This is a genomic window from Synechococcus sp. KORDI-100, from assembly GCF_000737535.1.
Classification (GTDB): Bacteria; Cyanobacteriota; Cyanobacteriia; order PCC-6307; family Cyanobiaceae; genus Parasynechococcus.
Genome location: NZ_CP006269.1, coordinates 1633712 through 1651990, shown reverse-complemented (window position 1 = coordinate 1651990; position 18279 = coordinate 1633712). Strand labels below are relative to the sequence as shown.

General features: G+C 57.5%; 17 protein-coding genes. 9 read left to right on the top strand and 8 right to left on the bottom strand.

Annotated features, from left to right (window positions below):
• Position 1: 1 nt before the first annotated feature.
• Positions 2-949 carry an N-acetylmuramic acid 6-phosphate etherase gene (gene murQ / locus KR100_RS08270; RefSeq protein ID WP_038544733.1) on the top strand — a complete coding sequence of 316 codons (948 nt, stop codon included), beginning with the start codon at positions 2-4 and terminating at the stop codon, positions 947-949.
• On the opposite strand, the gene mtnP is transcribed toward murQ, so the two are convergent.
• Positions 940-1848: an S-methyl-5'-thioadenosine phosphorylase gene (mtnP, locus tag KR100_RS08265; RefSeq protein WP_038548382.1), complete on the bottom strand. Its 909-nt coding sequence runs from the start codon at positions 1846-1848 to the stop codon at positions 940-942. The genes murQ and mtnP overlap by 10 nt on opposite strands.
• A gap of 41 nt (positions 1849-1889) precedes the next feature.
• Here mtnP and KR100_RS08260 point away from each other — a divergent pair, with 41 nt between their 5' ends.
• Positions 1890-2330 (top strand): peptidylprolyl isomerase, encoded by a 441-nt coding sequence (locus tag KR100_RS08260; RefSeq protein ID WP_038544731.1) that lies wholly within the window; start codon positions 1890-1892, stop codon positions 2328-2330.
• A gap of 1 nt (position 2331) precedes the next feature.
• On the opposite strand, the gene ribBA is transcribed toward KR100_RS08260, so the two are convergent.
• The gene (ribBA, locus tag KR100_RS08255) at positions 2332-3870 is read right to left on the bottom strand and encodes a bifunctional 3,4-dihydroxy-2-butanone-4-phosphate synthase/GTP cyclohydrolase II (RefSeq protein WP_038548379.1); all 1539 of its coding nucleotides are present in this window, start codon (positions 3868-3870) and stop codon (positions 2332-2334) included.
• A gap of 128 nt (positions 3871-3998) precedes the next feature.
• On the opposite strand from ribBA, the gene argC reads away from it, so the two are divergent.
• Complete coding sequence (gene argC / locus KR100_RS08250) at positions 3999-5105, top strand: N-acetyl-gamma-glutamyl-phosphate reductase (RefSeq protein ID WP_369793787.1); 1107 nt, start codon at positions 3999-4001, stop codon at positions 5103-5105.
• On the opposite strand, the gene purN is transcribed toward argC, so the two are convergent.
• Complete coding sequence (gene purN / locus KR100_RS08245) at positions 5096-5767, bottom strand: phosphoribosylglycinamide formyltransferase (protein WP_038544729.1); 672 nt, start codon at positions 5765-5767, stop codon at positions 5096-5098. The genes argC and purN overlap by 10 nt on opposite strands.
• A gap of 7 nt (positions 5768-5774) precedes the next feature.
• Here purN and KR100_RS08240 point away from each other — a divergent pair, with 7 nt between their 5' ends.
• From KR100_RS08240 to KR100_RS08225, 4 genes are read left to right on the top strand one after another with little or no spacing between them, the layout of a single operon-like run.
• Positions 5775-6125: a hypothetical protein gene (locus tag KR100_RS08240; protein WP_038548373.1), complete on the top strand. Its 351-nt coding sequence runs from the start codon at positions 5775-5777 to the stop codon at positions 6123-6125.
• 1 nt (position 6126) lies between these two features.
• Positions 6127-7827 (top strand): M61 family metallopeptidase, encoded by a 1701-nt coding sequence (locus KR100_RS08235; RefSeq protein ID WP_038544726.1) that lies wholly within the window; start codon positions 6127-6129, stop codon positions 7825-7827.
• Positions 7809-8735: an N-acetylmuramoyl-L-alanine amidase gene (locus tag KR100_RS08230; protein ID WP_038544724.1), complete on the top strand. Its 927-nt coding sequence runs from the start codon at positions 7809-7811 to the stop codon at positions 8733-8735. The genes KR100_RS08235 and KR100_RS08230 overlap by 19 nt, the downstream gene beginning before the upstream one ends.
• Before the next feature lie 39 nt (positions 8736-8774).
• Entirely contained in the window at positions 8775-10346 is a 1572-nt protein-coding gene (locus tag KR100_RS08225; RefSeq protein WP_051847404.1) for a permease, read from the top strand.
• Positions 10347-10790: 444 nt separating this feature from the next.
• On the opposite strand, the gene KR100_RS15865 is transcribed toward KR100_RS08225, so the two are convergent.
• From KR100_RS15865 to KR100_RS15855, 3 genes are all read right to left on the bottom strand, one after another.
• Positions 10791-10955, bottom strand: a complete 165-nt coding sequence (locus KR100_RS15865; RefSeq protein ID WP_156097986.1) for a hypothetical protein — start codon at positions 10953-10955, stop codon at positions 10791-10793.
• A gap of 142 nt (positions 10956-11097) precedes the next feature.
• Complete coding sequence (locus tag KR100_RS15860; protein WP_156097985.1) at positions 11098-11244, bottom strand: hypothetical protein; 147 nt, start codon at positions 11242-11244, stop codon at positions 11098-11100.
• Between the two features lie 218 nt (positions 11245-11462).
• Positions 11463-11648 (bottom strand): hypothetical protein, encoded by a 186-nt coding sequence (locus tag KR100_RS15855; protein WP_156097984.1) that lies wholly within the window; start codon positions 11646-11648, stop codon positions 11463-11465.
• A 235-nt stretch (positions 11649-11883) separates the two neighbouring features.
• Between KR100_RS15855 and KR100_RS08220 the strand changes: the two genes are divergently transcribed.
• Positions 11884-12459 carry a hypothetical protein gene (locus KR100_RS08220; protein WP_156097983.1) on the top strand — a complete coding sequence of 192 codons (576 nt, stop codon included), beginning with the start codon at positions 11884-11886 and terminating at the stop codon, positions 12457-12459.
• A gap of 450 nt (positions 12460-12909) precedes the next feature.
• Here KR100_RS08220 and KR100_RS08215 read toward each other — a convergent pair whose 3' ends face one another.
• On the bottom strand, positions 12910-13602 hold the full coding sequence (locus tag KR100_RS08215) for a helicase DnaB (protein WP_239420452.1): 693 nt from the start codon (positions 13600-13602) through the stop codon (positions 12910-12912).
• Positions 13603-13762: 160 nt separating this feature from the next.
• Between KR100_RS08215 and KR100_RS08210 the strand changes: the two genes are divergently transcribed.
• Positions 13763-15361 (top strand): glucose-6-phosphate isomerase, encoded by a 1599-nt coding sequence (locus KR100_RS08210; RefSeq protein WP_038544717.1) that lies wholly within the window; start codon positions 13763-13765, stop codon positions 15359-15361.
• 296 nt (positions 15362-15657) lie between these two features.
• Here KR100_RS08210 and leuS read toward each other — a convergent pair whose 3' ends face one another.
• Positions 15658-18273 (bottom strand): leucine--tRNA ligase, encoded by a 2616-nt coding sequence (leuS, locus tag KR100_RS08205; protein WP_038548367.1) that lies wholly within the window; start codon positions 18271-18273, stop codon positions 15658-15660.
• Positions 18274-18279 lie beyond the last annotated feature (6 nt).

The following is an 18279-nucleotide window of genomic DNA, read 5'->3' as shown; positions in this document are numbered from 1 at the left end:
CATGGCCAACGTCCATAAGGATCTGAAGCCTTCCGAAGATCGAGGTCACCTGCTCACGGAGCAGGCCAATCCCCTGAGCATCAACCTCGATCAGCTGGAGACGCCCTCTCTGGTGAACCTGTTCATCGAGGAGGATCTGCGTCCTCAACAGGCCGTGGCGGGGGCTGCTCCAGCACTCTCAGAGGCTGTTGATGCCATCGCTGAACGGCTCCGTTGCGGTGGTCGCCTCTACTACCTCGGGGCTGGCACCTCAGGTCGTCTGGGTGTCCTGGATGCGGCGGAGTGCCCGCCGACCTTCTGCAGTGATCCCGAGATGGTGCAGGGCGTGCTGGCCGGTGGATCGGAGGCGCTGCTGCGCAGTTCCGAGGGCCTCGAAGACCAGGAGATGGCAGGCCGCGCGGATCTTGATGCGCGGTCGTTCTGTGCCGAGGACTGCCTGGTGGGTATCGCCGCAGGTGGCACCACGCCCTACGTGCGGGGAGGGCTCGCCTACGCCAAAGCGATCGGTGCGCTGGCGATTGCCATGGCCTGCGTTCCCACGGAACAGGCACCACTTCCCTGCGACATCGACATCCGTCTTCTGACGGGGCCGGAACTGCTGACGGGGTCCACCCGTCTGAAAGCCGGAACGGCAACGAAGATGGCCCTCAACATCCTCTCCACGGCGGTGATGGTCCGCCTTGGAAAGGTGTACGGCAACCGCATGGTTGACGTTGCTGCCAGCAACAGCAAGCTTGTCGACCGTTCCCTGCGCATTCTGCGGGATCTCGCGGGTGTGGATCGTGAGCGAGGTCTGCGATTGCTGGATCAGACCGACGGCTCCGTGAAGCTTGCCCTGTTGATGGCAGCCGCTGATCTGGATCGCCATGAGGCTGAACTGCGTCTGGTCGATCACAACCAGCAGTTGCGTTCCGCGCTGACTGCCCTCGGCGGGTCGCTTCAGATCTGATCGCAGCTCCCCCAGTAGGGAGATGTCAGCAGGTCGAGTCGACGTCGTGTCTCGATCGGAACGACATCCCTGGGCGTCACCAGGGCATGGGCGAGAGCGGTATGGGCTGACGATGCCGGTCGTCTCTCTCCGATCCGCTGCATCAGGCCATCCAGAATCGGACCGGTGGCCGCTGCGTTGGCCTGCAGGTTGTCAATCACCAGTTCAACGCTCACGGCATCGTGCTCGTGATGCCAGCAGTCGAAGTCGGTCACCATGCTCAGGGAGGCATACGCGATCTCCGCCTCCCTGGCCAGGCGCGCTTCGGTGTGATTGGTCATGCCGATCACCGAACAACCCCAGCTGCGGTAGAGCTTGCTTTCAGCCCTTGTGGAAAAGGCCGGCCCTTCCATGCACAGATAGGTTCCGCCACGGTGCAGCTGATGGCCTTGAGGCATGGCGGCATCGGCTGCCTTCGCCAGCAGCTCGCTCAGGATCGGACAGCAGGGATCGGCGAGGCTCACGTGGGCGACGCAACCATCCCCGAAAAATGTCTGCGGTCGTTGATAGCTGCGATCAATGAACTGGTCGGGCACCACCATGTCGCGCGGGCGCAGATGCTCCTGCAACGAGCCGACGGCTGAGACGGAGATCAGCCAGCGCACACCGAGCTTGCGCATCGCCCAGAGATTGGCGGGATAGGGAACCTCCCGGGGAAGCCGTTGGTGATGGCGTCCGTGCCGCGCCAGAAAGACGACCTCCATTCCCTTCAGACGCCCAAGTCGAAACGCATCCGATGGCTCGCCGAACGGGGTTTGCACCGTCAGCTCACGCACGTCTTCAAGCCCTGGCATCGCGTAAAGGCCGCTGCCGCCGATCACCCCAACGCGAGCCTGGCTGAGATCGGGTGACACTGTCATCAGGGGATCCATCCCTACACTCCAGTTTTGCTCGCGCCACCATGACCAAGGCCCTGATGGACACCGACGCAGGCCTGATCGAGCTCGAGCTTTTCGATACCGACGCCCCGAACACCGTTGCCAATTTTGTGAAGCTGGTGAACGAAGGCTTCTACGACGGTCTGGCGTTTCACCGCGTGATCCCAGGCTTCATGGCCCAGGGTGGCTGTCCCAACACCCGCGCGGGCGCCAAGGGGATGCCTGGAACCGGAGGCCCCGGTTATCAGATCAACTGTGAAATCAATGGCCAGAAGCATCAGGCGGGCACGTTGGCCATGGCCCATGCCGGCAAGAACACCGGTGGATCGCAGTTCTACATCTGCTACGAAGCCCAGCCCCACCTCGATGGTGTTCACACCGTTTTCGGGTTGACCGGATCGATGGATGTGGTGATGAAGCTGAGCAACGGTTCCAGGATCAACAAGGTGACCATTCAGGGCTGAATCAGCGGCTGATCCGCCAGTGAATCAGGCAGGGCTCGTTGAACGTTCCGATCCGGGCGTTCTCGAGCCTGAGATCGTCGAGTGAACAATCCAGCCGTTCGAGGGTCTGGGGTGGATGCAGGGCCGTCTGTTCGCTGGCGACGCGCATCAGACCGAGCCTGCTGGTTTCAGGCCAGAGGGCCATCGCCTTGAGCAACGGCCCTGGATCGTCGGTTCCAGGCAGCAATTTCCAGACGAACTGAGGCCGTTCCCAAAGAGCCAGAAGACGCGAGGCATGCAGGGGCTCAAGGGTCAGGCCCTGCGCTCTGGCCAGTGCTTCAGCGCGCAAGCGAAGATCGGGCCAGAGGCTGCTGTCACCGCTGACGGCGAGGGCCAGAACCGTGCATGGACTGCCATCGATGAAGAGATGGCCAAGTTTGTCTCGCTTGGTGGCCAGGTAATCGGCGTTGTGCCGGCCGGCATCCATCACCAGTGGGACGCGCTCCTCGACTTGCAACCCGTAACCACCGAGCCCGGCGATTTTGCGTGGGTTGTTGGTGAGCAGGCGTAAACGGTGTATGCCGAGATCCGAGAGAATCTGCGCCCCCACCCCGTAATTGCGCAGATCAGCTGGAAAGCCGAGGCGCTCATTCGCTTCCACGGTGTCGAGACCACCGTCCTGAAGGCTGTAAGCCTTCAGTTTGTTGATCAGGCCGATTCCACGTCCCTCCTGCCGCAGATACACCACGACGCCCGCCCCTTCCTGTTCGATTCGTTGCAGGGCGGCTTCGAGCTGTGGGCGGCAATCGCAACGAAGCGACCCGAACGCATCACCGGTGAGACATTCGGAGTGCATGCGCACGAGCACCGGTTCCTGCAGCGATGCCGGGTCCCCTTTGACCAGTGCGACGTGTTCTGAGTTATCCAGAACATTGCGGTAACCGATGGCCTGAAACGATCCGAACTGACTCGGCAGCACCGCATGGGCCTGTCGCTGGACGAAGCGTTCGTTGGCCAGCCGGTAACTGATCAGGTCGGCGATGCTGATCAGCTTCAAACCCCACTGACGCGCGTACTGGCGCAGCTCCGCGAGGCGTGCCATGGATCCATCGGGGTTCTGGATCTCACAGATCACGCCGGCTGCGGTGAGACCTGCCATCTGGGCCAGATCAACAGCGGCCTCCGTGTGTCCAGCGCGCTTCAGAACACCTCCCTTGCGCGCTCTCAACGGAAAAATGTGGCCGGGGCGCCTCAGATCCTGAGGTCGGGTGTCCGGTTGCAGAGCGACCTGAATCGTGCGGGCGCGATCCTCAGCTGAAATGCCTGTGCTGACGCCATGTTCCCGGCCAGCGTCAATGCTCACCGTGAAGGCGGTTTCATTGGCATCGGTGTTGCGGTCCACCATCAGGGGGAGGTCCAGCTCATCGAGCCTCGTCCCCTCCATGGCAAGGCAGATCAGTCCGCGTGCCTCCGTGGCCATGAAATTGATCGCCTCCGGCGTCGCGAACTGCGCCGCGCAGATCAGATCACCTTCATTTTCCCGCTGTTCGTCATCGACCACCACCACGCAGGCACCGTTGCGGATGGCGGCAAGGGCATCGGGAATCGAATCGAGAGCCAGGAGCCTGATGTGGAGGATTCAATTGTCATTATCGATACCTGTACGATCAGGCGCGGTTATGGCCGCCCATGGACAGCAGCAATCCATCTGTGCTGACTGGCATGGCGTCGTCGCGGACGGCTCGCGTCGCTGTCATCGGTGCCTCTGGCTACGGAGGGCTCCAGACCGTGCGTTTGCTGCAGGGCCACCCTGGTTTGGTCGTCAGCTACCTCGGGGGAGAACGCAGCGCTGGACAGCACTGGAGTGCGATTTGCCCCTTTCTCCCCTTACCCGATGATCCGACGGTTCAGACGGTCGATCCGGAGCGGATTGCCGAAGCCGCTGATTTCGCAGTTCTCAGCCTCCCCAATGGTCTGTCGAGTCAGCTGACCCCTCAGTTGTTGCAACGGGGTGTGCGCGTTGTCGATCTCTCGGCTGACTTTCGTTACCGATCACTGGATCGTTGGAGTCAGGTGTATGTCCAGGAAGCACAGGATCTGAACCGCCAGGACGTTGACCTGTGCAGTCAGGCTATCTACGGCCTGCCGGAGTGGCATGGACCGGCCATTGCCGAGGCTGCGCTGGTGGCGGCCCCTGGCTGCTTTCCAACCGCCAGCCTGCTGCCGTTGCTCCCCTTCCTGAAGCAGGGACTGATCGAAACCGGCGGAATCATCGTCGACGCCAAGACAGGAACCTCTGGCGGCGGAAGGGTTCCCAAGCAATCGATGCTGCTCGCTGAGGCATCGGAGGCCATTGCTCCCTACGGAGTAGTGGGTCACCGCCACACCTCTGAAATCGAACAGATGGCGGAAGAGGTTGCGGGGCAAACCGTGCAGCTTCAATTCACGCCGCATCTCGTGCCGATGGTGCGTGGTTTGTTGTCCACCGTCTATGCGCGTCTCCGCGATCCAGGCCTGACCGCCGAGGATTGCACCACCGTGCTTCAGGCGGTCTATCGCCATCACCCCTGCATCGAGGTGCTCCCGGTGGGCACCTATCCCGCCACGAAATGGGTGCGCCACACCAACAAGGCCATGCTGTCGGTGCAGGTGGACACCCGTACAGGCCAGCTGGTGCTGATGAGTGTGATCGACAATCTGGTGAAAGGTCAGGCCGGCCAGGGGGTGCAGTGCCTGAACCTGATGGCGGGATTGAATGCTGAGACAGGTCTTCCGCTTCAGGCGTTCTATCCCTGACGCCAGCGCTGACCGAGCTGCATCAGCGCCGCTGGCAGCAGACGATGTTCCTGTTGGCGAATACGTGTGGCAAGCGATGCATGGTCGTCGGTTGGAAGAACACGAACGGCGGCCTGGGCCACGATCGGCCCGGCGTCGAGGTCTTTCGTGACCAGATGGACCGTGCAACCACTGATGCGAACGCCGGCGTTCAGGGCCTGGCCGATGCCGTCCATCCCGCGAAAACTGGGTAGCAGTGAGGGATGCAGATTGACAAGGCGATCGGGGAAGGCATCTATCAGTTCGCTGGTCACGATTCGCATCCAGCCGGCCATCACGACCGCTTCAACATCGGCTTCCCGGAACTGTCGAATCAGTTCACGATCGAGTTCCTGGCGGTCACGAATCACGCGGTGATCCACAACGGCACATGGGATCCCAAGGCGTTCAGCCCGATGGCGAGCTCCACAGTCGGGATTGTTGACAAGCAGCAGCCGAATGCAGGCCGAGAGGAAACCTTGATCAATCGCCTGCACCAGTGCTTCGAAGTTGCTGCCATTCCCGGATGCCATCACGCCGAGCTGGAGTGGCGGTACCAACACCTCGTTGTTACGGCTTGGCTCAGGATGCAGAAGAGCCTGTTCGTTGCTGAAGTGATGGCTAGTGTCTGTCAAAGCGGGCATTCAGCTCATGTCCCATCTCTCCATCCTGCCGACCGTCTTCACTCGGTTGGACCGGCTAGAGCAATCCCTTGTTGATGAGGGTTTCACGGTGGGCAGGGATGCATCCCTGCCCGTTTTCGGCAGGGATCCGCAGGTTGTTGATCTGCTCGCAAGCATCGATTCTTCTCATCCGCTGGCCTGGGTTCGGCGTCATGACGGGTCCATCACGATGGTTGGGGATCTGCAACGGATCAGCCTCCACACCGGATTGAGTGGTCGACTGCAACGGGTGACCCGTCGTTACGCCCTGCTTGAAGCGATGGACCAGATTCAGCGTCTCGATCCGGCCACCGCACAGGTCAGCCTCTCCTCGCCCTGAGGTGTCCAGTCCTGTCGTCAGGCTTGATCTCGACCTTCGTCAACCGTCCGCTCAGACCATTCAGGTTCGTCAGACGTGCTGGCCGGAATCTTTACGGGTTGTTGTTCAGTTACCGGTCTGGACGCCAGGCTCCTACACCGTCCGGGATCACGCTCAGCACCTCCACGGTCTTGTGGCCCATTGCGGGGATGAAGCCATCACCGCCAGGCGGATTGGCCCATCGCGCTGGCAGATTCAGATGCCGACGCGAGATGAACTGAGGCTCGACTACGCCATCGAGGCTCGCGATCTGACGGTCCGCACCTGTCACCTTGATCCCGATTTCGCATCCCTGAGCCTGGCTGCCGTTGCCATGGACGTCGAAGGTTGTCGTTGGCATGAGCATCGCCTCACGGCGAAGGTTCCTGAGTCCTGGAGGGTTCACGTTCCTCTGCCTACTGTTGATGACGCATGGATCGCCGAGGATTTCGATGCCCTGGTCGACAGCCCGGTGCATGCCGGTCCCTTCGACGTCGAACGATTTGACGTCGATGGCCATGACCATGAGCTTCTTCTGATCGGCTCTCCTCCAGACGGCTGGCCCCCCTCCCTGACGCAGGACATCACATCGGTGTGTCGCGCCACATGCCGGTTGATGGACACGCCGCCGCCGGCAGGGGACCGTTATCAACTTGTGATTCAAATGCTGGAGAACGGCTACGGCGGTTTGGAGCATGACCACAGCGCCGTTCTCCAGTTCAACTGGCCGGCTCTGGCACGCCCCGGGGGAATGCGGCAGTTGCTTCAACTGGTCGGTCATGAATACCTGCACCAATGGAACGTTCGGCGTCTGCGACCCGCCGACTACCGGCCCTATGACTACGGCCGGTCGGTGGTCAGTGAGGGATTGTGGTTCGCCGAGGGAATCACCAGTTACTTCGATCTCTCCACGACTTTGCTGGCCGGTTTCAGCGCTCGCACACACTTTCTCCAGGACCTGGGAGATGAGCTGTCCCGTGTGCTGATGACCCCGGGAAGAACCGTGCAAAGCCTTGCGGACAGCGCACGCGAAGCCTGGGTCAAGCTGTACAAGGCAACGCCATCCTCGAGGGATACCCAGGTCAGCTACTACCGCTACGGGGCCGCTGCGGCCTTCTGTCTGGACGTGAGACTGAGGCAGGTTGGCAGCTCACTCTCTGCCGTTCTGCGGAGACTGTGGGCGAGCCATGGCATCTGCGGACGGGGATATTGCCGGCAGGACATTCTTTCGGCCATCGCTGAACGGGATGGGTCGCTGGCCGAACAACTCGATGGCTGGCTGGATCAACCGGATTCCCTGCCGCTTGAGCCGCTGATCGCTGCCTTGGGCTTGCGGCTGGATCCGATTCAATCCTCTGAACCGAATCACGGTATGAGCCTTGAGGATCAGGCGTCTGGTGTTGTTGTCAAACGTGTCGATCCCCAGGGTCCGGCGGCGGAAGCCGGCCTGGTGGTGGGCGATGAACTCATCGCCATCGCCGGTCGCCGCCTGCGTCGCATGGCAGATCTGCCAACGCTGCTGAAGGGCCAGAGCTCCGTCTCGGTCGTTTGGTCGCGTCGAGGGTTGATGAAGGAGAGTCTCTTGATTCCTGACGAATGTGTGGACCGTTGGTCACTCCACTGGGACCCTGGAGCTACAGCTGAACAACTGGCGCTGCGCGATCGATGGTTCCAGATCCTGTGAAGCAGCGACTGACATCGGCCTGGTCGACATTGATTCGACAACCACTGGTCCTGGTGGCGGTGTTCAGCGGCAGTTCCCTGATGCTGTTGTTTATCGGCTGGCAGGCTGCGGATCAGCGTGATCTCTCCCACGCCGGTTCACGGCCTTCTCTGCTTGAACTGCTCGATCAGGTGAGCAATGAAAAAGGGAGATACATCGAGGAGGATCCATCCAGCACTCCGCCGGGTCCACCGCGGGCCCGCTCGTGGACCTCGCCGCTCGCACGTCAGTGCTCAGGAATTGATCCCAATGTTCGCAGTCGGCTGGAGGCGCTGGAACGCAATCGATCGGCATGGCGCAAGGACCTGCCGATCGATCCGACGAATTATGGGGAGCGCCACAAGCGGGATGCGTTTGGACAGGCCCTTGATGTCACGCCGCGTCTGGTGGTGATGCATGAGACGGTGTATTCGATAACCTCGGCGATCAATACGTTCCTCACCCCCCATCCACGCGATGAAGATCAGGTGAGTTACCACACCCTGATCGGCCTTGATGGCAAGGTTGTTGATCTGGTTGATCCGATCAATCGGGCCTATGGCGCAGGCTATTCGTCGTTCCTGGGCGAATGGGCGATCACCAACAAGCGTTTCAAGGGAAGCGTCAACAACTTCGCGTTGCACGTCAGCCTGGAAACCCCCGAGAACGGCGCCAACAATGCGTCTCGCCACAGCGGTTACACCGACGCTCAATACGACGCCCTTGCCCTGGTGCTTTCGGGATGGATCAACAGTTTCAACCTGGCGCCGGCTGCTATCACCACCCATCGCCATGTGGATATCGGTGGAGAACGCAGTGACCCGCGCAGTTTCGACTGGTCTGCTCTGCAGGTTCGACTGGCCTCGCTCGGTGATCTCTGTGTGTCCTGATCCAGCGTGACAGCTTCACCCACCTCGCCATCCTGGTTTATGCGCAGCGATGTGGACGGATTTCTGGGACTCGCCCTGGACAATCTGATCCAGATCCTGTTGATCGTCGGTCTTTGTCGTTCCGTTCTCGGCTACCCCGACAGTCTGCTGTTCGGAACAATTCTTCCGGCCACCGGCCTGAGTGTGTTGTTCGGCAATCTTTTTTACGCCTGGCAGGCCATGAGTCTGGCCAGGGCTGAGGGTCGCGACGATCGAACAGCCCTTCCCTACGGCATCAACACCGTCAGCCTTTTCGCCTACGTGTTTCTGGTGATGTTGCCGGTGAAGCTCGTCGCTCTCGGCAACGGCATGAGTGAAGAGCAGGCGATCTCCATGTCCTGGCATGCCGGCATGGTGGCGTGTCTCGGCTCCGGTCTGATCGAGGCGGTCGGAGCCTGGGTGACTGAATGGCTACGGCGCTGGTTACCACGGGCTGCTCTCCTATCAACGCTTGCAGGCATTGCGCTTGGCTACATCGCACTGGGCTTTCTGTTGAGAACCTATGCCCAGCCGGTTGTCGGTCTCACGGTGCTGGCCCTGATCCTGACGACGTACTACGGCAAGCTTCGGTTGCCGATTCCAGGGGGACTGCTCGCCGTTGTCGTTGGCATTGTCCTGGCTGCGATGACGGGCCTCCTGGATACGGATGTGTCGGTCTGGAATCGTCAGCTTGATCTTGTGGGTTGGCATCCGCCGACGGTTCAACTCGCCGAGTTATGGCAAGCCCGCCAACAACTTCTGCCCTGGCTGGGAGTCATCATTCCGATGGGTCTGTTCAATGTTCTGGGCTCGCTTCAGAACATTGACAGTGCCGAAGCGGCAGGTGATCGCTACCCCGTGAGGAGTTCTTTGCTGTGCAATGGCGTCGGCACGGTGGTGGCAGCCGTTTTCGGGTCCTGCTTTCCAACCACGATCTACATCGGCCATCCCGCCTGGAAGGCCATGGGCGCCAGGATCGGCTATTCATGGTTGGACGGCATCGTCGTTGCCGTTTGCTGCTTTCTCGGGCTGTTCGGGCTGATCGGTCAGCTGATTCCGATCGAAGCCGGCATGGCGATTGTTCTGTACATCGGCCTTGTGATGGCGGCTCAGTCCTTCCAGGCCACTCCAAGATCACATGCTCCTGCGGTTGCTCTCGGTCTGATGCCGGGATTGGCTGGCTGGGGTTCTCAATTGATCAAAGCCGGATTGCGCAGTGGGGGTGCCGGCCAGGAGGGCCAGCCGTTTGGACCGGAACTGCTGCTGAATCTTCAACAGACTGATGTCTGGGCTGCAGGTGCTTTTGCCCTGGAGCAGGGTCAGATCATCACGGCGATGTTGCTGTCAGCGATGTTGGTTTATGTCATCGAACAGCGATTCCTGGCGGCATGTTTGATGACCTTTGTCGCCTCTATCGGCTCCTGGTTCGGTGTGATTCATGCCTGGCGGTTCACCCAGGCTGACGCAGTTCTCGAGCTCGGCTGGGGAGTGGGTTCCCAGTGGGCTCTTGGCTATTTGCTGATGAGTGTTGTGTTTCTGTTTGCCTGGTTGTTGTCGCGACGGTCAACGCTTCAGTCCGAACCTCAGCAATGAAAGCAAGAGACCTAGAAATCCAAAAAATTTTCAAAGTAAAATTATCGTCGACAGGTCGGTATGGACTTGAACGTTACTAGCTGTTACAACAAAAAAAGTTAATATACGAAGAGTACTGTTGAAAGAGTTGACTAAGAATATTGCTGCGATCAAAATATCTTAATGAAAATCTATGCCGCTTTCTGCTGATATTGACTGGATTCGCGACAGAAAAGCGATAACGGCTGATTGGACTGGGATGAGTCCTCATTCAGAAGCTTTTGGGCTTGATCAACGAAGTATTGATACGTTTCACGGTCATGGGCCTGATTGGCAAGGTTCATCAGCCTTAAATAGTGCTCACTGAGAGACATAAAAACTCCATTGTCTAATTTATTTTAGGTTGTTGATCTGAGTATTCTGTAGCGACGATGGCGATATGAATGATTGGTTGGCCGCGGTCATTCACGAATCGAGGGTGAATTCATCGAACAAAGCCTTGCACTCCTGCTCGAGCCCCTCTCCAGAGAGAAAGACAAGCTGCTGACGGAGCCAGATCAAACAATCCGTATCAATCGGCTTGCGTGGAGGGGATGTCCATCCATCGTTGCGGTGATAGGACTTGTCCACGACAGCGCTTGGAAGGACTTCATTAAATTAACGATGCCATCGAAGACGTCAATCAATCTTTTGTGACGGATGTTGCATTTACGTTTTTGTCCCTGATTCTCCGTGAACGATCCATTGGTTGTCTTGATCGTCCGGCCCCTGATCAGCGACTTGATTCATCTCCGAGTTGATCATTGGCTTCAAGCAGGCTGTGGTTGTCCTGTTCTCGCAGGTAGTCGGTCAGATGCTGAAAAATGTCCCATTCATCGATGTCGTCTCTTGTTCGAAGCACTTCGATGGCCAGAGACATCAGATGAGCCTTTTTTGCAGCCGTTTCTCTTGGGGGTAAATGTGCCATCGTTCGGTATATTCTCGCACAAAATAAAATATTGATATCGAGCCGTCGTTCAGAAGATTACAGAACACCTCAATGCAAAACCTTTCTTTACCTAATGTTTTTTTGCTTCACACAGGAGGCACTTGTTCGAGACGTCTGAGTTCATCAGAACCTTTCAATCCAGGTGAACCTCAGTCACAAGGGTCCTGGTCTCGGAAAGGCATGTCCTGTTGGTTGATCTTGAACTCATTGAACACCGCTTCAGCTTCCGCATACTCCTTGCGTTCCCGCAGGTAAAACACCTGGGCCTTCCACCAGTCCCAGGTTTCGATTTGGATCAACTCATCCAGAATTTTTTCGCGCACGGGGACAGTCACATTTTTCAGAAAATAGATTCATGTCTGCCATTGTCAATTGGTTGTCACAATTCGAGGGGGCTTTTTGTAACAGGCACAACAAGAGTTTGTGGCTGGTGAGAGATGACAACGGCCTCAGTCGCCTGAACATCAAAGAATCGATGGGATCGTCGCGCGACCGATCTGTTCAACTGAATCCCATGAGCAATTTAGAAAGCAGAAGGTAGGAGGGGGGCAAATGAAGCACCGGGATCACTTGAATGAACCAGCCGATCTCGCCATGGATGAGTCGGAGCCGCTGCCGGAGGAACCCATACCCCTTCTTGAAGAATGGGAGGGGCAGACCATCACGATGGCTTCAGGGGACTACGAAGTCGATTGGACATTGGCATCTGTACGAAAAGGAAAGTACAAGGGCTGCCGGATCCGAACCTATCGATTGGACTTCGCCAGTGATAATCCCGAACCGTTCGACGGCATCACTGAGGAAATGACGGTTCATAGCCGTCGCTCTAAAAGCAGTCTACGTTCGACAATTGATTTGAAGGTTGATGCAAATGGCGATGGAAAGTATTCAAAAAAAGAAAACATGCTGTCATCAAGCCTGGAAGGTTACAAGGTAAAAGATCAAATCACTGATTATGTCTCCTATGACTTTGAAGTTGCCTTGTCTTTAAGGAAGCTGGAACCAACAGGAAAAATTAGATTTGAATGGGGTGAATATCAGTATGGTGCTCCGAAGATTGAGTTTGACAGTCAAGGAGATGGCAAACAAAATAGTTTCAATGCATACTTCTCTGATCCGCATGCAGAGGAATTGATTGTTTGCTGACATTTGTCAGCATGTTTGGCCGAACAAGCAGTGATGTCTGCTTTAAAAGAATATGATGCGCATTCCTGGGTTGGTTGTCTTCATTTGGTGCATTTAAAGTGGAATTTGGTTGGGCTGCGGTGAGTCGTGCATCTGTGATCTGCATGCATGCTTGCTCGCGACCTCATAGAACAACATGATTGGGCGAGTCTGATGAAACGGCGACCGAATCCCTGCAGGGGATCCAGGAAACGTCCCTTACCAAAGCTTGATCCCAGGCCCTCACGATCGCAGTGCTTAGCGGTCTTGCCTGCTTGATGGTCGCTGCTTTGGTAGCGCTCGCCTCGCTTTAGAACAACATTGCGCCAACCCCATGAATCCACACCATTAACGATGATGCCTTCTTTTGTTCCTGCCGTGTGGTAGGCCAGCGGCTCAGTTCAAATCGTCTGATTCAACAAATGTACGGAGTTAAACCGTGATATCAGGATGGCTGATCTGGCTGCCGTATATCAAGGCATGCAGTGCTGGATCCTGCATATATCTCAGGATTCGGGCTGGATAATCAAGTTTGCCGTTGTGTAAATAAGCGAGTGTGGCGATCGCCTTCGCATCAAAATTGGATCTGTTGGCTTCGAGAATCGACTCTTTTGGTAACCCCAAATCCCGCTTGAGCCGATTCATTTTTCCAGCCAATAGACGAACGTTGGCCGCGGGATCCAGCAGCAGTTCACGTGCCCAGACGATGTCGTCCTGGCTTGGGTTGGCGGGCAGCAGGTTCTGGTGAATCAGCTCGGAAATTCCAAGCTGGCCAGGGCCATGGGTTTTCACCAATCCGGAATGCGCAATGAAAGGCAGGTCTTCACCCGGTTTGGAGTGTTGGATCTCATCAAACAGAACGGCCGCCACGAGCATCGGATTGACGCTCAGCCGGGAGCATTCTCGCAGGATCACAGGTTTGAGGTTGTTCAACCTGTCCAGGGTCTGCGCACGTAGCGGTTGCAGTTGATCAACCCCGCTGGTGAACAGTTGCGCCAGAGGCGGTTGAGGCCCATGAACGCCAAATCGGCGCTGCAGCAGCTGCAACTCGTCTGCTGTGAAATCGGTCGGATCCGATTGCGTCGTGTCACGTTTCGCCCACATGTCTGAGGCGCCGAGAACCATGGCAATGGTCACTCCGGTCAGAGCGATGGCTTTCCAGCTTTGACGCAGCATCCGGACAGCTGAAACAGAAGCTGGCTCAGAATGTAGCCGGGGTGTCGCAGACAATGGGCAACCCTTAAGAACGTGGATAGTTTCGGCGTTAGAGCCCCTTCGATCAACGATGAGCTTCCCGGATTTCAACGGCAGCGATGCTCAGGTTCAATGGCAGCGCTTCTGCGATCTCCTCTGGTACCACGACGATCTTGGGATCTGGCTGGACATCAGCCGAATGCATGTCAACACAACGCATCTGGATGCGATGCAATCCAGTTTTGAGAAAGCGTTTGCTGCGATGCAGGAGCTTGAGTCCGGCGCCATCGCCAACGCCGATGAACAGCGTCAGGTGGGTCATTACTGGTTGCGAAACCCGCAGATGGCCCCCAGCGATGAGGTGCGGACGCATATCGCCCGTGATATCGATCTGATTGAACAGTTCGGTCGGGATGTCATTGCTGGAGTCGTTAAAGCTCCCAATGGCGAGCCTTTCACAGATGTCCTCTGGATTGGAATCGGTGGCAGTGGTTTAGGGCCACTGTTGATGATCAAGGCTCTGCAAACCAACGGTCAGGGGCTTCCGTTCCACTTTTTCGACAATGTCGATCCGAACGGCATGAGCGCTGTGCTGGCGGCGCTGGGAGACAAACTCAAGACCACGTTGGTCGTTACGGTGAGCAAATCCGGTGGCACGCCGGAACCCCATCTCGGGATGGAACAGGCTCGTCATCGACTTGAGGCCCATGGTGGAACCTGGGCGGGACAGGCTGTTGCGGTCACGATGCTGGACAGCAAACTTGACCAACAGGCCAGGGAAGAAAGCTGGTTGCAGCGGTTCGACATGTTCGACTGGGTGGGGGGACGCACCAGCATCACCAGCGCGGTTGGACTCCTGCCTGGCGCGTTGATCGGTTGCGATATCCGGGAGTTTCTCGCTGGTGCTGCTCAGATGGACGAAGCAACACGCGTTGCTGACCTTCGCCGCAACCCGGCAGCACTGATGGCGGCATCCTGGTACGTGGCTGGCGATGGCAAGGGCAGGCGCGACATGGTTGTGCTTCCCTATCGCGACCGCCTCGAGGTGTTCAGCCGTTATCTCCAGCAGTTGGTGATGGAATCGCTCGGCAAACGATTGGATCGTGATGGCAATGAGGTTCACCAGGGCATTGCCGTTTATGGGAACAAGGGATCGACCGATCAGCATGCCTATGTGCAACAGCTCAGAGACGGGGTCGACAACTTTTTCGCCACCTTTATTGAATGTCTGCAGGATGTTGACGACATCCCTGTGATCAAGGACGAACGACCTGGAGACTTCTTGGATGGTTTCCTGCAAGGGACGCGTTCGGCCTTAACCGAGGGCGGGCGCCAAACCATCAGCATCACCATGCGTCGCTTCGATGCCTACCGACTCGGTGCATTGATCGGCCTTTTCGAAAGAGCCGTCGGTTTTTATGGAGAGTTGGTGAACATCAACGCGTATCACCAGCCCGGTGTGGAAGCCGGCAAAAAGGCCGCAGCCGCTGTCCTCAATCTTCAAAGCCGCGTCGAAGCGGTGTTGAACGATGGTGCGTCTCGATCTGTTTCAGAGATCTGTCAGGCACTTGGGGACGGAACTGATGAGTCTGTGTTCTGGATCATGCGTCATCTCACGGGGAATCAACGCGGCTACATGGCAGAGGGGGACTGGGCCAGCCCGGCCACGATGCGATTCAGCAAGAGTTGATATTCAACTGAGGGCCTATGTTTGCTGAACGTTTTCAGATCGAGATAGTCTTTTAGCCATCAGTGATTGATGCATCGCCTGCGGGATTGTCAGTGAATGCAGCACATGGCACTCAGTGCTTGTGTTTTGGATGCCGATCGATGCTGCGATACCTCGGAGCCTTGGTTTTGATCAGGTGAATCATTGGCTTGAACAACCCACGTTGATCGAAGAACGTTGATCAACCTGTTTTGTTCAAACAGCTGTGTTCAGACGGCTGTTGTCAAACCAAGGCTCAACGTGGTTGGCGAGCCCTCTCAGGGAACAAGATTGACCAACTTTCCTGGTACAACAATCACCCTTCGGGGCGGAGCGCCGTCCAGCCACTTCTGGGCAATCTCGCTGGCAAGGGCCAATTGTTCGAGAGTCGCTTTGTCGGCGTTCGCTGGGACATCGATGCTGCCGCGAACTTTTCCCTTCACCTGGATCACCAGCTCCACCGTGTCGCGCACCAGCGCTGATGGATCCAGGTTGGGCCACTGCTGCTGATGCACGCTCGACTGGCCTCCGATCTGGAGCCAGAACTCCTCGGCTAAGTGGGGGGCAAAAGGTGCAAGAAGACGAACCAACACGGAGATCGCTTCATCAAGCACTGAACTCCTCACGGCATCAAGATCCAGGCCGTTGATTGCATTGGTGAGTTTCATGAGTTCAGCAATGGCCGTATTCAGCTGAATGTCATTGCTGAGGTCGTCGCTGATGTCCTGAATCGCTGTGTGAACTGCACGTCGTAACACCATCTCCTCTTTGGAGAGATCCGCAGGCAGTGGTTGGTCGTCGCTCTGATCACTGAGTCGTGGCGCTGTTGATTCCAGCAATCGCCAGAGTCGCTGCAGAAATCGGTATTGACCTTCCACATCGGCATCGTCCCATTCGAGGTCTTTTTCAGGAGGTGCTTTGAAGAGAATGAACATCCGAGCGGTGTCAGCCCCATAGCGATCGATCACCGATGCGGGATCAACACCGTTGTATTTGGACTTCGACATTTTTTCGAACAACACATCCAATGGTTCCCCAGTGGATGGGTCTGTGGGTTTGTCAGGATCAGAAACATCGGAGGGTGCGATGTACTTCCCGCTGACTGGATTTCGGTAAGTGATTCCTTGCACCATGCCTTGCGTCAGCAAGCGATCGAATGGCTCGGCGACATCAATCAAACCGCGATCCTTGAGGGCTTTGGTGAAAAAGCGCGAATAGAGCAGATGGAGAATGGCGTGCTCAATGCCACCCACGTATTGCTGCACTGGAAGCCAGCGGTTGATGGCGTCTTTGCTGAAAGGCCGTTCTGTGTTGTGTGGATCGGCAAAACGCAAGTAGTACCAGGAGGAGCACATGAAGGTGTCCATCGTGTCCGTTTCCCGTTTGGAAGGTTTGCCGCAGGAGGGACAAGGCACGTTCACCCAGTCCTCGTGTTGCGCCAGTGGCGAACCTCCCCTGCCGGAGAGATCGATGTCGCGAGGTAACTCCACGGGAAGCTCGTCGCGGGGAACGGCAACGGCACCGCAATCCGGACAATGGACGATCGGGATTGGACATCCCCAGTAGCGCTGACGGGAAATCAACCAGTCCCGCAGTCGATAGGTCACCTTGGCCTGCGCCCAACCTGATGCACTGCCGTGTTGGGTGATCGCTTGTTTGGCTTCTCTGGAGTCGAGTCCGTCGAATTGGCCTGAATGGATCAACCGGCCTGCCTGTGTCCAGGCCAGGCCGGAGGCAATGGCTGCGGCTGCACCGTCAGCCTCGATCACCTGCTGGATCGGCAGGCCACTGCTTTTTGCGAAGGCGATATCGCGTTGATCATGGGCTGGAACACCCATCACCGCCCCGGTTCCGTACTCAGCCAGCACATAGTCGGCAATCCAGACGGGCAGCTCCTTGCTGGTGAGCGGGTTGGTGACCGAAGCACCAATGGGTACACCTCGTTTCGGTCTGTCATCACTGGTGCGTTCCAGGGTGCTCAGTCGCGCGACGTCCTTCTGAAACGTTCGAACAGCCTCCTCGTGCTCCGGATTCATCAGCTCATCGACCAGGGGGTGCTCTGGTGCAAGAACCAGATAACTCGCTCCAGCCAGGGTGTCCGGTCTTGTGGTGAACACCGTGATCGATGTGGTCTCGTGTCCAGAAACCGCAAAGCTGATTTCGGCCCCCTCTGATCGTCCGATCCAGTTGGCCTGCATGGTGCGAACCCGATCGGGCCAACCTCCGAGCTGATCAAGATCCTTGAGAAGTGCTTCGGCGTAGTCGGTGATGCGCAGGAACCACTGATTCAGCTTGCGTTGCTCCACCAGGGCACCTGAGCGCCACGATTTGCCGTCGGCGTCCACCTGTTCATTGGCCAGTACGGTCTGATCAATGGGATCCCAGTTGACCGTGGCGTCCTTGCGGTAGGCCAGGCCACCATCAAACAGCTCCAGAAACAACCACTGGGTCCAGCGGTAGTAGTCGCTGTGGCAGGTGGCCTGTTCACGATCCCAGTCGATTGACAGCCCCAGACGATCGAGCTGAGCACGCATCTGCGCGATGTTCTGATCCGTCCATTCGCCAGGGTCCACCTGGCGTTCAATCGCAGCATTTTCGGCAGGTAGCCCGAAGGCATCCCAGCCCATGGGATGGAGAACTGCAAAACCCTGCATTCGCCGCACCCGGGCGATGACATCGGTGATCACGTAGTTGCGCACATGACCCATGTGCAGGCTTCCCGATGGATACGGGAACATCGAGAGGGCATAAAAGCGTTGATCGGCAGCACCGTGGGGAGTGCGATCGATCTGCTTCTCGTTCCAGAGGGTCTGCCAGCGCTTCTCCAATGCGGAGGGGTCGTAGCGACTGTTCACGTGTGACCGACGGGTGGTGAGAGAGCGATCGTGCCACAGCACATC

Bases quoted from the DNA above. Each gene is read 5' to 3' on its own strand.
- murQ (WP_038544733.1), top strand. From the start codon at position 2: ATGGCCAACGTCCATAAGGATCTGAAGCCTTCCGAAGATCGAGGTCAC.
- mtnP (WP_038548382.1), bottom strand. From the start codon at position 1,848: ATGACAGTGTCACCCGATCTCAGCCAGGCTCGCGTTGGGGTGATCGGC.
- KR100_RS08260 (WP_038544731.1), top strand. From the start codon at position 1,890: ATGACCAAGGCCCTGATGGACACCGACGCAGGCCTGATCGAGCTCGAG.
- argC (WP_369793787.1), top strand. From the start codon at position 3,999: ATGGACAGCAGCAATCCATCTGTGCTGACTGGCATGGCGTCGTCGCGG.
- purN (WP_038544729.1), bottom strand. From the start codon at position 5,767: ATGCCCGCTTTGACAGACACTAGCCATCACTTCAGCAACGAACAGGCT.
- KR100_RS08240 (WP_038548373.1), top strand. From the start codon at position 5,775: ATGTCCCATCTCTCCATCCTGCCGACCGTCTTCACTCGGTTGGACCGG.
- KR100_RS08230 (WP_038544724.1), top strand. From the start codon at position 7,809: ATGGTTCCAGATCCTGTGAAGCAGCGACTGACATCGGCCTGGTCGACA.
- KR100_RS08225 (WP_051847404.1), top strand. From the start codon at position 8,775: ATGCGCAGCGATGTGGACGGATTTCTGGGACTCGCCCTGGACAATCTG.
- KR100_RS15860 (WP_156097985.1), bottom strand. From the start codon at position 11,244: ATGTCTCTGGCCATCGAAGTGCTTCGAACAAGAGACGACATCGATGAA.
- KR100_RS08215 (WP_239420452.1), bottom strand. From the start codon at position 13,602: ATGGTTCTCGGCGCCTCAGACATGTGGGCGAAACGTGACACGACGCAA.
- KR100_RS08210 (WP_038544717.1), top strand. From the start codon at position 13,763: ATGAGCTTCCCGGATTTCAACGGCAGCGATGCTCAGGTTCAATGGCAG.